Annotated in this window: 15 protein-coding genes; 8 read left to right on the plus strand and 7 right to left on the minus strand. The window is 60.8% G+C overall.

The genetic code is table 11. The features are described from left to right. The first annotated feature begins 239 nt into the window (after positions 1 to 239). Positions 240 to 1,130 carry a branched-chain amino acid aminotransferase gene (locus J2J98_RS15180; protein ID WP_207601482.1) on the plus strand — a complete coding sequence of 297 codons (891 nt, stop codon included), beginning with the start codon at positions 240 to 242 and terminating at the stop codon, positions 1,128 to 1,130. Positions 1,131 to 1,174: 44 nt separating this feature from the next. Here J2J98_RS15180 and J2J98_RS15185 read toward each other — a convergent pair whose 3' ends face one another. Both J2J98_RS15185 and J2J98_RS15190 read right to left on the minus strand, forming a co-directional pair. Further along, the gene (locus J2J98_RS15185; RefSeq protein WP_246569376.1) at positions 1,175 to 1,432 is read right to left on the minus strand and encodes a hypothetical protein; all 258 of its coding nucleotides are present in this window, start codon (positions 1,430 to 1,432) and stop codon (positions 1,175 to 1,177) included. Between the two features lie 168 nt (positions 1,433 to 1,600). Further along, positions 1,601 to 2,218 (minus strand): DUF1236 domain-containing protein, encoded by a 618-nt coding sequence (locus tag J2J98_RS15190; protein ID WP_064711470.1) that lies wholly within the window; start codon positions 2,216 to 2,218, stop codon positions 1,601 to 1,603. Positions 2,219 to 2,506: 288 nt separating this feature from the next. Here J2J98_RS15190 and J2J98_RS15195 point away from each other — a divergent pair, with 288 nt between their 5' ends. Then, on the plus strand, positions 2,507 to 3,205 hold the full coding sequence (locus tag J2J98_RS15195; protein ID WP_064711469.1) for an MBL fold metallo-hydrolase: 699 nt from the start codon (positions 2,507 to 2,509) through the stop codon (positions 3,203 to 3,205). Between the two features lie 8 nt (positions 3,206 to 3,213). Here the strand turns inward: J2J98_RS15195 and J2J98_RS15200 are convergent, their stop codons facing one another. The 4 genes from J2J98_RS15200 to J2J98_RS15215 form a co-directional block, all read right to left on the minus strand. Then, positions 3,214 to 3,555, minus strand: coding sequence for a tRNA-binding protein (locus J2J98_RS15200; RefSeq protein ID WP_064705731.1), 342 nt, complete (start codon positions 3,553 to 3,555; stop codon positions 3,214 to 3,216). A 117-nt stretch (positions 3,556 to 3,672) separates the two neighbouring features. Beyond that, the gene (gene proC / locus J2J98_RS15205; RefSeq protein WP_207601484.1) at positions 3,673 to 4,500 is read right to left on the minus strand and encodes a pyrroline-5-carboxylate reductase; all 828 of its coding nucleotides are present in this window, start codon (positions 4,498 to 4,500) and stop codon (positions 3,673 to 3,675) included. Between the two features lies 1 nt (position 4,501). Continuing rightward, complete coding sequence (locus J2J98_RS15210) at positions 4,502 to 5,002, minus strand: type III secretion system chaperone family protein (protein WP_207601485.1); 501 nt, start codon at positions 5,000 to 5,002, stop codon at positions 4,502 to 4,504. Positions 5,003 to 5,390: 388 nt separating this feature from the next. Continuing rightward, on the minus strand, positions 5,391 to 5,651 hold the full coding sequence (locus J2J98_RS15215) for an accessory factor UbiK family protein (protein ID WP_009997186.1): 261 nt from the start codon (positions 5,649 to 5,651) through the stop codon (positions 5,391 to 5,393). A 203-nt stretch (positions 5,652 to 5,854) separates the two neighbouring features. On the opposite strand from J2J98_RS15215, the gene lgt reads away from it, so the two are divergent. The 6 genes from lgt to J2J98_RS15245 all read left to right on the plus strand — a co-directional run bounded on the left by lgt (position 5,855) and on the right by J2J98_RS15245 (position 11,847). Further along, positions 5,855 to 6,703: a prolipoprotein diacylglyceryl transferase gene (gene lgt, locus J2J98_RS15220; protein WP_138393055.1), complete on the plus strand. Its 849-nt coding sequence runs from the start codon at positions 5,855 to 5,857 to the stop codon at positions 6,701 to 6,703. 19 nt (positions 6,704 to 6,722) lie between these two features. Beyond that, positions 6,723 to 7,823: a class I SAM-dependent methyltransferase gene (locus tag J2J98_RS15225; RefSeq protein WP_138393054.1), complete on the plus strand. Its 1,101-nt coding sequence runs from the start codon at positions 6,723 to 6,725 to the stop codon at positions 7,821 to 7,823. Positions 7,824 to 7,934: 111 nt separating this feature from the next. Beyond that, the gene (pgeF, locus tag J2J98_RS15230) at positions 7,935 to 8,729 is read left to right on the plus strand and encodes a peptidoglycan editing factor PgeF (protein WP_138393053.1); all 795 of its coding nucleotides are present in this window, start codon (positions 7,935 to 7,937) and stop codon (positions 8,727 to 8,729) included. A 5-nt stretch (positions 8,730 to 8,734) separates the two neighbouring features. Continuing rightward, on the plus strand, positions 8,735 to 9,886 hold the full coding sequence (locus tag J2J98_RS15235) for a M24 family metallopeptidase (RefSeq protein ID WP_064705736.1): 1,152 nt from the start codon (positions 8,735 to 8,737) through the stop codon (positions 9,884 to 9,886). A 101-nt stretch (positions 9,887 to 9,987) separates the two neighbouring features. Continuing rightward, positions 9,988 to 10,809, plus strand: a complete 822-nt coding sequence (locus J2J98_RS15240; RefSeq protein ID WP_207601486.1) for a hypothetical protein — start codon at positions 9,988 to 9,990, stop codon at positions 10,807 to 10,809. A gap of 105 nt (positions 10,810 to 10,914) precedes the next feature. Next, positions 10,915 to 11,847 (plus strand): ribose-phosphate pyrophosphokinase, encoded by a 933-nt coding sequence (locus tag J2J98_RS15245; RefSeq protein WP_064705738.1) that lies wholly within the window; start codon positions 10,915 to 10,917, stop codon positions 11,845 to 11,847. A 217-nt stretch (positions 11,848 to 12,064) separates the two neighbouring features. Here the strand turns inward: J2J98_RS15245 and J2J98_RS15250 are convergent, their stop codons facing one another. Then, positions 12,065 to 13,609 (minus strand): hypothetical protein, encoded by a 1,545-nt coding sequence (locus J2J98_RS15250; protein WP_207601487.1) that lies wholly within the window; start codon positions 13,607 to 13,609, stop codon positions 12,065 to 12,067. Positions 13,610 to 13,832 lie beyond the last annotated feature (223 nt).

Genomic DNA, 13,832 nt, shown 5'->3' on the forward strand with positions numbered 1-13,832 from the left:
ATTGGGGGAAACTTTCGCCAAGATATGTCAGCATTGTTGACATAAATTTTCGCCGCTGCTAGCTTTTGTCGAACTTCGCGGGAGCCCCCGGTCTCTCAATTTCCCTGGCATTTCTTTGGAAACCAACGTCCGCCCGGAACTTCCGACGCAAAAAGCAATTCCCCTTGCGTCTGTGGATAAAACGTATTGGGGGCAACAATCAACAGACATGGCGCGTGAAGCGCCGGAGGAGGTTTAGGATGGCTTCGGTTCCTTTCGACCAGCTGGATGGCGAAATATGGTTCAACGGCGAGTTCGTTGCCTGGAAGGACGCTAAGATCCACGTGCTGACACACGGCCTGCATTATGCCAGCGCCGTCTTCGAGGGCGAGCGCGCCTATGGCGGTCGGGTGTTCAAGCTCACTGAACACAACCAGCGCCTGCACAGATCCGCCGAGATTCTCGGTTTCAAGGTGCCCTATTCCGTCGAAGAACTCGATGCCGCGACCATCGAACTGTTGAAACGCCAGGGGTTTCAGGACGCCTATGTCAGGCCGATTGCTTGGCGCGGCAGCGAGATGATGGGCGTTTCCGCACAGGCGAACCGCATCAACGTCGCCATCGCCATCTGGCAGTGGGGCAGCTATTTCAACCCGGCAGAGAAGCTGAAGGGCATTCGCCTCGATATCGCCGAGTACCGACGTCCCGATCCGAAGACCGCACCTTGCGCCTCCAAGGCTGCCGGCCTCTATATGATCTGCACGATTTCCAAGCATGCCGCCGAAGCCAAGGGCTACGCCGATGCGATGATGCTCGATTATCGCGGCCAGGTCGCCGAAGCGACAGGCGCCAACATCTTCTTCGTCAAGGACGGCGTCATTCATACGCCGACACCTGATTGCTTCCTGAACGGCATCACCCGCCAGACCGTCATCGAGCTCGCCAAGCGTCGAGGCATCGAAGTGATCGAGCGCGCGATCCTGCCGGAGGAACTGCCTGATTTCAGCGAGTGTTTCCTCACCGGCTCGGCTGCGGAAGTAACTCCGGTCTCTGAGATCGGTCCGTATCGGTTTACGCCGGCAACGATCTCAGAAACCCTGATGAACGACTATATAAAGGAAGTCTATCCGGCGGCGGTTGCCGTCGGATAAGATCCTAGGCGATTGGTCCCGGCGCCGAAATGCGCGTCGGGCCTTTATCTATGCGCCTTTGCCATCACCAGTCCGGCGAGCTTCGACAGGATGCCACCGCCGATCAGGCCGCCGATGCCGTCGGCAATCAGGCCGGCTATGGCCGCTTCTCCGTCGACCGCGAGCAGCATGCCGCCGATCGCGCCCGCGATCGTACGAGCAACGACGTTGATCGCGTGCTGCTTCAAAGCGGCACTCGCGGCGTTGGCGCCGATCGCACCAGCATTCAATTGTATGACGAACGGAAGAGCGCCTCCATCCACTGGCGACCTCCTCGATCGCCGATCCATGCCGAACCCGGCATATTAGCATTTTTGAATAGACAGAGGGAGCGCGTAAGGCAAATCAACCCTTGCGGGATTAAGGCGGGAGGACGTAGCCTCTTACGAGGCGGCCTTCCGACCGCCTCGTTTACAGCTTTTTCGATGATCTTACTGATAGACGTAAACGATCCGACGCGTACCTGGATCAACGAGAACAGGCCGGTCATTGATCCTTGTGTAGCGATATTCATAGTCCGGAATTGTCTGGAAAGTCACGTCGGCAGGCACTTCCGCACCGACGACCACATCGCCGCCGAGCCGCACCGTCTCGGTGGGGTTGGTCTCGATATAGGTCCGCACCGTCTCCGGCGGAGTGATCGTTTCGACGGCTCCAACGGGGCCGATCAATTCATCGCCCGGCGCCGGTTGCGGGTCAGCCGGGACAACGCTGGCGGTTGACTCGTAGGTCACGACCGGAACGCCGATCTCGGCACGATGCTGCTCGACGATAACTTGGTTGCCGCCGTACTCCATCTGCAGATAATCCGCATAGACCCAGCCGCGGATGCCGTTGACGTCGACACGGCACCAGCGGCTGCCTTCGATACAGCCGTCGAGCACCGCGGTGGAACCGCGGGTGGCGAGACCGACGGCCGGATATTGCGGGCCCGGACCTGCGCGGACGTTGAGATCGTTGACCGTGGTCGCCACCATCTCCGCCTGCGCCATGCCGCCGCTCGCTAGGAGCACGGCTCCAGCCAGCAGGATGTTTCTCTTCAAGGTCATGTGAGCGTCTCCTTGGTTTCGATGGCCGGACAACGCGTGGCGTTCCACGATGTTCCCCCCCGCACCGCTCCGCCAAAAAGATACCCGTAAACTTGCCCCTATAAGGAATTGGAATAAAAGAAGAAAAGGCGATTTCTTCAAAGCGTCCGAGCGGCGAAGAGACCTATAAACTTCTGTTTCAGTCGGTCTTGTTCCCGTGAAACACGCGTCAAAGCAGTAGATTTCGGCTGTCCTTGCCGTCGTTTCGGACTATATCCTGAGCACCCGAGACACCCCAGCGAGGCACTAATGGGCATGCTCCAAGCCGGCATCATTCCGGTGACACCCTTCCAGCAGAACTGCACAGTCTTCTTCGATCCTGACACCCAAGAAGGCGTCGTGGTTGATCCGGGCGGCGACGTGCCGCTCATCCTTCAGGCGATTGAAAAAAGCGGCTTAACCATCAAGGAAATCTGGCTGACGCACGGTCATCTTGACCATGCCGGCGGCGCAAGCGAGTTGAAGGAAGCCCTCGGCGTCGACATCGTCGGCCCGCATCAGGACGACCAGCCGCTGCTGCAGCGCATTGAGGCACAGGCTGCGACATACGGCATATCCGGATTGCGGAATGTTTTGCCCGACCGCTGGCTGAACGACGGTGACAAGGTCTCATTCGGCGCCCACGAATTCGAGGTCTATCACGCGCCCGGCCATGCGCCCGGCCACGTGATCTATTTCAACAGGGCTCAGAATTTCGCCCATCTCGGCGACGTGCTCTTCAACGGCTCGATCGGCCGCACCGACCTGCCGGGCGGCAATCATCAGCAGTTGTTGGATTCGATCCGCGACAAGGTCCTGCCGCTTGGCGATGACGTCGGATTTATCTGCGGCCACGGCCCTGGCAGCCGCATCGGCGACGAACGGCGGAGCAATCCGTTTCTACAGGAAATCAGAGCCGGTGCAGCCTTTGGCACCGGCGCATCTGGCGACACCGACCAAAGGATATGAGCCGACGCTCACATCATCTTCCTGCCGTTCGGCACCGGCCGTTCGACCCCAGCAAGCACGATCGCGCCGTTCTCGTCCTCAAATCCCAGCGTCAGCACCTCCGAGCGGAACGGCCCGATCTGCCGCGGCGGGAAGTTGACCACGCCGAGCACCTGCCGGCCGATCAGGCTTTCCAGCGCGTAGTGGACGGTGATCTGCGCCGAGGATTTTTTCAAGCCGATCTCGGGACCGAAATCGATGACCAGCTTGATTGCCGGCTTGCGCGCTTCCGGAAAGGCGCTGGCCTCGACGATCGTGCCGATTCGAATGTCGACACGTTCGAAATCGACGTAGGTGATCTCTTCGGCCATGGGGGCTCCGCTACCGCATGATCCTTTCGGAAAATCGAGATCGATTTTACGAAAGGATCATGCGCAAATCTAAAGTGTTAGAACGTCCTTAGCGCGTCTTTAGAGACGCGCGGCGCTCTAGCCGGCCAGCTCCTCGGCCCGCTTGCGCGCTGCCGCGAGTGCCGTATCGAAGAGGGGCTGCATGCCGTTCTCCGCCATCAGCACTGCTAGCGCCGCCGCTGTCGTGCCGCCGGGAGAGGTCACATTCTGCCGCAGCCGCGAAGCATCGTCGGGGGACTGGTGCAAGAGTTCACCAGCCCCCGCGACAGTTTCCCGCGCAAGACGCATGGCGAGGTCCGCCTGCAGGCCGAGTTTACGGCCCGCCTCCGCCATACATTCGACGAGATAGAACACATAGGCCGGGCCACTGCCGGAAAGCGCGGTCACGGCATCGATATCAGCCTCCGCGGGCACCCATTCAACGGGGCCGGAGACGCTGAGAAGGGCATGGACGCGCTCGCGCTGCTGATTGCTGACCCTTGAATTGGCAAAGGCCCCGGTTACGCCGCGGCCGACCATCGCCGGCGTGTTCGGCATGGCTCGCACCATGGCAGCTTTGCCGAGATGTCTTTCGAGAAAACCGAGCGTCTTGCCTGCTGCGACCGAGACGACGACTGTGGCCGGCCCTACGGCGCTTTTCACCGCCGGCAAGACCGTTTCCATCACTTGGGGTTTGACTGCGAGGAATAAGACGCTCGCCTTCAACTCCGCAGGGACTTCGGTCAGATGCGTCGCACCGGCTTCCTTGATCGTCGCCAGCATCGCCGACGAGGGGCCGGGATCCACGACGATGACGGCTGAACCCGGGACGCCGCTCTTCAGCCAGCCGGCGAGCATCGCTCCGCCCATATTTCCCGCGCCGATCAGCACGACGGGATTTGCCGATGAAAAAGCTTTCGCCGGCATCTCAGGCCTCGCCCACCGTTTCGAACAGCACGGCTTCCATCGCCTTCGTCGCGTCCATGCCGGACCAGACGACGAATTGGAATGCCTGGAAATAGGCTTCGCAGGTGTCGAGCGCGCTGGAAAGCAGCACCTCTACCTGACGGTTGGTCGGCTCGGCGCCGCCGGCAAGCAGCAGCGACTGCCTGAAGATGACCACATCTTCCTGACGCCAGAGGTCGAAATGCCCCATCAACACCTGCCCGTTGATCGCCGAAAGCAGTTTGATCACCTCGTTGACCCTGATGTCGGGGACTTTGATATCGAAAGCGCAGCCAAGATGCAGCGCCTCGAATTCCTCCATCCAGGAGAAGGAGACATGATAGTCCGTCCAGCGCCCTTCGACCGTCATCGCGATCTCGTCCTCGCCGGACCGCTCGAACGACCAGTCGTTGTTGGAGGCCACGTACTCGATCATATCGACCGGGTTCGATTGACGCTCGACTTCCAATTCCATCAGGTTCATGCAGCACCTTCTTGACCGGAACGAATGCGACTAACTTGGGATACGAACACAAGAAAGACACACGCAAATACCGGAAACCACCACTGGATGATCGTTGAACCGCTGCCAGACTTAACGCAGATAACCTGCCCGGAGCTTACCAAGTCGCTTCGAATCATCATTTAAAATCAGTGTATAATGACCCTCGCCACCTGCCAGCCCCCAGAGAGGAAAATAGGGACGGGTCGTTGTGGAAAGCACTTCGAAACTCAATTCAGAAGGGAGAATAAGCGACTCTGCGAATTGGCTTTTTTGGCAGTGTCCACAGGTGGAAAACTCACCTGGAATTTTTTAGGACAGACGCGGCGTGTGACATGAAGGCAACGCCGCATCTGCACCGTATCGGGATTTAATGCCCCTCGCCGGCAAGCTTGGCCTCCAACGCCGCGATACGGGCGGCAAGCGCCTCGTTTTCATCGCGCGCCTTGATCGCCATCTCGCGCACGGCCTCGAATTCCTCGCGCTTGACGACGTCCATGCTGTTCAACCAACGCTCGGCCTGGGCGTTGAAAGCCGTCTCGATCTCCTTGCGGACGCCCTGGGCGGCACCTGCCGCGTCGGTCATCAGCTTGGCGAACTCGTCCATGATGCGGTTCGTTCCGGTCGTCATGGCGTTTTTCTCCCTTCGCATAAGGTGAATTCAGCCCTTCGGGGCCTCGAAGATTGAGGTAGGGCTTCGCCACCCACGATGCAAGCGCTTTACGCGGGATAGCCTTGTTCAAAGCCGGTAACGGAGGGGCATTCACGAACAATGCACTTGACCGTCCGGGATCGCGGCGGCATGTTCCGCCGACCTCAATGGATGGGAAAACCTTGCCGACAGCAGCCAATCTCCTTGCCATCATGCCTTTCCCTGACATCGATCCGATCGCTTTTTCGATCGGTCCGTTGGCGATTCACTGGTACGGCCTGGCTTACGTCGCCGGGATCTTGCTCGGCTGGGCCTATGCGCGCCGCATCGCTGCCAATGACAGTCTCTGGCCGGGCAATCGCTCGCTGATAACGAGGACGCAGCTCGACGATTTCATAGTCTGGGCAGCGCTCGGCGTCGTCCTCGGTGGCCGTCTCGGCTACATTTTCTTCTACGACCTGTCCGCCGTCCTGCGCGATCCCGTCCGTGCAGTCGAAATCTGGAACGGCGGCATGTCCTTTCACGGTGGGCTGGCCGGCATGACGATCGCGATGATCATCTTTGCGCGCCGCAACGCCATTCCGATCTGGAGCCTGTTCGATATCGTCGCCGCCGTCGTTCCCTTCGGCCTGTTCTTCGGCCGCATCGCCAATTTCATCAATGGCGAGCTCTGGGGCCGGTTGACCGACGTCCCCTGGGCCGTGGTGTTCCCGACCGGCGGCCCCTTCGCCCGCCATCCGAGCCAGCTTTACGAGGCCGGCTTGGAGGGCATCGTTCTCCTTCTGGTGTTGGCATCCCTGGTCTATGGCATGCGCGCGCTGAAAAGCCCGGGCTTCGTCTCCGGCGTCTTCGTCTGCGGCTATGCGCTGTCGCGCATCTTCGTCGAGTTCTTCCGCGAGCCGGACGCCCAGCTCGGTTACCTCCTCGGCACGAACTGGCTGACCATGGGGATGGTTCTCTCCTCCCCGATGATCCTGCTCGGCCTCTGGGCGATCCTGCGGGCCCGGCGCCAGGCTGCACCGCAGCTCTGACAATGGCAGGATGCGCGACATGACCACCGCTTTAGGCGAAAAGATCAAGGCGATCATCCAGGCCAACGGTCCGATCAGCGTCACCGATTATTTCTCGCTCTGCCTCGCCGATCCCGAGCACGGCTATTACCGCACCCGCGAGCCCTTCGGCCGCTCCGGCGATTTCGTCACCGCGCCGGAAGTCAGCCAGATCTTCGGTGAAATGATCGGCGTCTTCGTCGTCCACGCCTGGCAGCGTCACGGCACGCCAGGCAGCGTACGCCTGGTCGAGATCGGGCCCGGCCGCGGCACGATGATGGCGGATATGCTGCGTGTCATCGCCCGCATCGCGCCGCCGCTTTTCGAAACGATGAGCGTTCATCTCGTCGAAACAAGCGAGCGCCTGCGCGACGTCCAAAGCCGGACACTCGAGTCCTACGGCGAAAAGATCGCCTGGCATCACGGCTTCGACGAGGTGCCGCCGGGTTTCACGCTGATAGCCGCCAACGAGTTGTTCGACGCTATCCCGATCCGCCAGTTCATCCGCACGCAAACGGGTTTCCGCGAGCGTATGGTCGGCCTCGACGCAGATGGCGAGCTGACCTTTGCCGCCGGTGTCGCCGGCCTCGATCCGGCCCTGCTGCCCGAACCGATGCAGAACCTGCCGCTCGGCACGCTCTTCGAGATCTCGCCCGCCCGTCAGGCCGTGATGTTGGCGATCTGCGAGCGGCTGCGCGCCTTCGGCGGCACGGCGCTGGTCATCGACTACGGCCATCTCGTCACCGGCTTCGGCGATACGCTGCAAGCGGTGCGCATGCATGAATTCGACCCGCCGCTCGCCCATCCCGGCGAAGCCGACCTGACGAGCCATGTCGACTTCCAGCAGCTCGCCGAAACGGCGCTGGCGGCCGGCCTGCATCTGAACGGCGCCCTGCATCAGGGCGACTTTCTGACCGGGCTCGGCATTCTCGAACGCGCCGCCACCCTCGAGCGTGACCGCGAACCACAGACCCAGCAGGTCATCCAGTCGGCAGTCGACAGGCTTGCCGGCGCCGGTGAGGGTCGGATGGGCGAACTCTTCAAGGTAATGGCGGTATCCCATCCAGCCGTCGACCTCATGCCCTTTCGCCCGGTGGATTGACAGGGCGCATGCGGCTGAGCCAACATCCGCGCGAAACAGGAACTTGAAACGCGTCGCTGATGCGATGCGCTCGGGACAAGAACAAACCTCTCGAAAAACCCGGAATCACAGATGCAGGACGCGGCCTTTCCCGCACCGATCCAAAGCGCGCTACTGAATGAAGCCGCCGGCGCCGCCATCCGCCACGGTTATTTCACCCGGGCCGGCGGTGTTTCCGAAGGGATCTATCGCGGTCTCAATGTCGGCCTCGGCTCCAGCGACGAGCGCGGAAACGTCATGGAAAACCGCCGCCGCGTCGCTGCCTGGTTCAATCTGCCGCTCGAGCGGTTGGCAACCGTTCATCAGGTGCATTCGCCCGACGTCGTGACGATCGGCGCTGATTACGACGGCGCCCGCCCCGACGCCGACGCGATGGTGACGGCGGTTCCCGGCATTGCGCTTGGCGTACTGGCCGCCGATTGCGGCCCAATCCTCTTTGCCGACCCCGAAAATCGGGTCATCGGCGCCGCCCATGCCGGCTGGAAGGGCGCGCTGACCGGCGTGCTTGAAAACACCATTGCAGCCATGGAAGCCTTGGGGGCGGACCGTGCCGGCATACTGGCCTGCGTCGGCCCCTCGATCAGTCAGGCGAGTTACGAAGTCGGGCCGGAATTCGTCGATCGTTTCGTCGCCGAAAATCCGGATTACCAGCGCTTTTTCAAGCCCTCCGCAACGCCGGGCCGCGCCATGTTCGATCTGCCGGCGCTGACGATCGACAGGCTGACCCGGGCTGGCGTGCAGGCCGAAAGCCTCGGCCTCTGCACCTATCCCGATAGCGAGCGCTTCTTTTCCTATCGCCGGACGACACATCGCGACGAGCCGGACTACGGCCGGCAGATTTCAGCGATATCAATCAGGGAGACTTGAGCAGAATGGCACTGCACTTCGAAAAGGCCGAGTTCTCAAGCAGGCTTGCGCGCCTCACCGAGAAGATGAAGGAAGAAAAGCTCGACGCCTTGCTGCTCTTCGCCCAGGAAAGCATGTATTGGCTGACCGGCTATGACACCTTCGGCTACTGCTTTTTCCAGACGCTGATCGTCAAGAGCGACGGCACCATGGCGCTGATCACGCGCTCGGCCGATCTTCGCCAGGCTAAACACACGTCAATCCTTGAGGATATCCACATCTGGGTCGACAGGGTCAATGCTGATCCGACGCTCGACCTGAAGAACCTCCTGGTCGAGATGGATCTGCTCGGCGCGCGCATCGGCGTCGAATATGATACGCATGGCATGACCGGCCGCGTCGCCCGCTTGCTCGACGCGCAGTTGACCACCTTCGGCCAGATCGTCGACGCCTCCTATCTCGTCAGTCGTCTTCGTCTCATCAAGAGCCAGACCGAGGTCGCCTATGTGGAGCGAGCTGCCGCTCTCGCCGACGACGCGCTCGACGCTGCAATCCGGCTGACGAAACCGGGCGCCGATGAGGCCGACATCCTGGCGGCCATGCAGGGTGCGATCTTTTCCGGCGGTGGCGATTATCCCGCCAACGAGTTCATCATCGGCTCCGCGGCCGACGCCCTGCTCTGCCGCTACAAGGCCGGCCGCCGCAAGCTCGACGCCAAGGACCAGCTGACGCTTGAATGGGCCGGCACTTACGCCCATTACCATGCTGCCATGATGCGTACGATCGTCATCGGCGAGCCGATGCAACGTCATCGTGAGCTTTACAATGCCTGCCGCGAAACCATCGAGGCTATCGAGACCGTGCTGAAGCCCGGCCACACCTTCGGCGACGTCTTCGACATGCATGCCAGGATCATGGACGAACGAGGCCTCGCCCGCCACCGGCTGAACGCCTGCGGTTATTCGCTGGGCGCCCGCTTCTCGCCCTCCTGGATGGAGCACCAGATGTTCCATGTCGGCAATCCGCAGCCTATCGAGCCGAACATGTCACTCTTCGTGCACATGATCATTGCGGACTCCGATACGGGCACGGCGATGACGCTCGGACAGACCTATCTGACGACGGCGGATGCGCCGCGCACACTTTCCCGTCATTCGCTCGATTTCATCGGCCTTTGAAGACCGAATTGAAGGGTGAGAATCCGGAATTGACAGAGGATCGTCCCCGCCCGCATAACTTCGGGCGGGCTGATGCGATTGTGGGAAGGACGGATCACGGGATGACGCGAGCTGCGACTGTGCCCACGCTCCTGTTCGTCATGGCTCTCCTGACCGCCTGCAACACAACCGAAGCGCTGACGCCGCAAGTCGGCATCGGCGATTCCTCCGGAACCGCACCGTCAAGCCCGGTCACGCAGGGCGAGGCGGAACGTTTGGCGGGCGCCCGCCAACCGGTTTTCGCCGGAAGCGCCCAGCCGAGTGGTTATCATCCAGCCTATGATCAATCGCAGAGGACCTATCGGCCCGGCAGCGGCGCACCACCGACAACGATGCAAGAGCAGGCAGACGCCCTCTCCAGAAACGGCTCTTCGCCTGCCGCCTCCGCCCCGATCGAGGGACAGGCGCTGCCGCCGGCTGCCGCCGGCGCCGGGTCTCTGGCACAGTCCGGCCAGCGACTTGACACTCAGCAGCCGCAGCAGACCGCCGCCCTCAACCCCGGCGCCTCCTCCGCCCGCGGCAATACGGTGCGCTTCCTGCCGATCATCGGCGCGCCTGTGCAGGCCGTGACTCCGCTCTCGCGCCAGCTCGGCGCCGAGGCGCGCTCACACGGCCTCTCCATCAAGAGCTCGAACGATACGAGCAGCGACTACATCCTCAAAGGTTATCTCTCCGCCTTCAGCGACGACGGCAAGGTCACCGTGATCTATGTCTGGGACATTCTCGACAGCGGCGGTGCCCGCCTGCATCGCATACAAGGGCAGGAAAGCGTACCGACGGCGGCGGCCGACCCTTGGGCCGGCGTTCCGGCTTCGGTGATGCAGCAGATCGCTTCGAAAACCATCGCGGAATTCACCTCTTGGCGGCAGACTCAGGGCGGTTAGTCACAAACTTTTTGCAATTATGAAAGTCTGTGGCGCCTTTGCCCTTGCATTCACGGGGAAGCTGACTAAAAAGCGCGGCTATCAGCGCATAACAGGCGGACCAACATGAAGGTTTTCGCAGGCAATTCGAACCGGCAACTGGCCGAAGCGATCTGCAACTATCTCAACGTTCCCTTGGGGAGAGCCAGTGTCCGAAGGTTTGCCGATCAGGAAATCTTCGTCGAAATCCAGGAAAATGTGCGCGGTGAGGACGTTTTCCTCGTACAGCCTACGTCCTATCCTGCCAATGACCATCTGATGGAACTGCTGATCATGATCGACGCAATGCGTCGTTCATCGGCCCGGCGCATCACCGCTGTGCTTCCTTATTTCGGTTATGCCCGTCAGGATCGCCGCGCTTCCGGCCGCACGCCGATCTCGGCCAAGCTGGTTGCCAATCTCATCACCGAAGCCGGGGCCGACCGCGTCATGACGCTCGATCTCCACGCAGGTCAGATCCAGGGCTTCTTCGATATTCCCACGGATAACCTCTTCGCCTTGCCCGTGCTGACACGCGATATCAAGAGCCACTACGACCTCAGCAACGTCATGGTCGTCTCACCCGATGTCGGCGGCGTCGTGCGTGCCCGCGCGCTCGCCAAACGCCTGGACTGTCTGCTCGCCATCGTGGACAAGCGTCGCGATCGGCCTGGTGAATCCGAAGTCATGAACATTATCGGCGACATTACAGGCAAGGACTGTCTGCTGATCGACGACATAGTCGATTCCGGCGGCACGCTCTGCAACGCCGCCGATGCGATGCTGGCCAAGGGTGCATCGAGCGTCACCGCCTATATCACCCACGGTGTTCTCTCCGGCGGCGCAGTCACCCGTGTCACCTCCTCTAAACTGCGCGAGCTCGTGATCACGGATTCGATCCAGCCGACCACAGCGGTACTTTCTGCGCACAACATCCGCATCGTCACCACGGCTCCGCTGATCGGCGAGGCGATCAGCCGGACGAGCCAGGAAGAGTCCGTCTCCAGCCTCTTCGATTAAAAAGAGCCGGCATTCGATCGGCTCTTTCAATTACCGCATGAGATGAACCCGGCGAAGGCGCATGAATGGCTGACCCTCAATTGGTCGCCAGCCGCGCTCCTGGAGCCGGATTAAGCCGCTGTGCCGAACACGGGTCTCGCTGACGCCGGGTGACGTCAGACGCAAAAAGGCCGGCAAAAGGCCGGCCTCCTACATTTCTGTTTCCAGTTAAAACTGCTCAGGGCTGCTGCGGCGGCGCAGGTTCCGCGTCCTGACCTTGATCCGATTCCTGCTCCTGGTCCGGCTCTAGCCCCTGATCCTGATCCGGACCGTCCGGTCCCTTGATCTGCTGGCCATTGACCGCCACGGAACCATCGCGGCTGATGCTGATGTCCCAGCGCGAACGGCCGTCGGAATCGGTCTTGGCGAAGCCCTTCACCATCATGATGCCGAAGGAGACCTGGTTGAGATCGGGGTCCGTCTTGGCGAGTTCCTGGACAGCCGCGATCGTCTTGTCGAGATCGCGGGCAAGAATTGTCGCCTCCATCGAGTAGTCTTTCTCGGTGTCGACCCGGCCTTCGATCTTGCCCGTCATGTCAACGTCGTAAACTGCGGACTTGGCGCTGATCCTGGGGAACTCGACAGCGAGCCGCCCGTCGCGGAACAGCTTCTTCGCCATTTCCTCGCCGGTCTTCTCGGGCGCCTCATCGTTGAAATCCACCGCCATGAGGGCATCGCCGAATTTTGCGAAATCCAGGTTCGGAAGAGCAAGCTGGAAATCGAAATTGGTCGGCATGAAGGTCGCATAATTTGCCGGCATCAGCGGCGTGTCGAGGCTGATCTCCTGCGCATTCATTCCGAAACCGAAACGCATAGCGTCACTGGGGCCGTCGAGCGCCAGGTTATAGGCAAATGCCTTGGCTCCGCCCTTGCCCATCTCGTTGCTGATCGTGAGATCGTTAACCGCAATCGTCTCGCTGAACAAGGTCAGAAGCGGGAACGCTTCCTTCACTATTCCTTTTATCTCGACGCTATTTTCCGCGCTCAATTCCTTCTCATCAAGATGGTCGAGCACGAACAAGACCATCTCGCGAATCTGCTTTGCCGGCAGGCCGTTCACCTTGGCGTCGACGATGATCGAGCCGGCACGAATTTCGATGGGTGGCATCTGGAGGCCGGAAACCTGTTCGAAGAAACCAGACATCGAGGCGCTGCCGACAAAATCGATACGCGCACTGCCGCCTGCGCTATCGGTCGAGCTCAGCTTCTGGTCCATGCTGGCGATGGTGGCATGAACCTCCTCGGTTTCGGACTTGCTGGCGATCTTTATGTCCTTGGCCGCGAAGGTGCCGGAGCGCAAATAGCTGATCGCCGGGTCGAAAACGCCGCTATAGACAATCGAGGCGATGGAATAGGTGAAATCCGTCGGCTTCTGATCCGGGCCTTTAAAATGGCCGGAGACGTTGAAGTTGTCATCACCCTCGATGTTCCAGAGCCCGTTGTCGAGCGGCGTGGCGAATGTCGAGAACGGGGTCAGCCCATTGATCGTGAAGGTCGCAGGGTCAGCTTTGGCTAGCAGCTTCGCCAGATCGTAGATGATCTCATAGCGCGTGCCTGCCGGATTGACAGCGATGAAGCCGCTCTTCGCCAGATCATCGGGAAGCAGCTTCGTCAAAGTGTCCCTGACCGCATTGGCTCCGTCCTGATTGATTTCCACCGCCTCTGCCGTGGTAAAAAGGCAAAGGGCGAGCAGGCTCGTTGCCGTGACAAATTTTAGACGCATAGTCTGGTTTCTCCTCAGCCGCTTTAAGGCGGCCATCCAAAGATGCGAAGCGCGCCGATGTCAAGCCAAGTGGCGGCAGCTAATGGCAATTATGCTACCTGGACGGACGCGGTTTTGAAGTGATTTCATGAAGTTCGCCTCTTTGAGCCGAAATGCCGGCGCCCGCTGGTTACGCCTGCCGGGCTCATTTGAAGACTTGACGGTCGACGCCTGCAGGGGCGTG

The sequence above is a fragment of the Rhizobium bangladeshense genome (assembly GCF_017357245.1).
Taxonomy (GTDB): Bacteria; Pseudomonadota; Alphaproteobacteria; order Rhizobiales; family Rhizobiaceae; genus Rhizobium; species Rhizobium bangladeshense.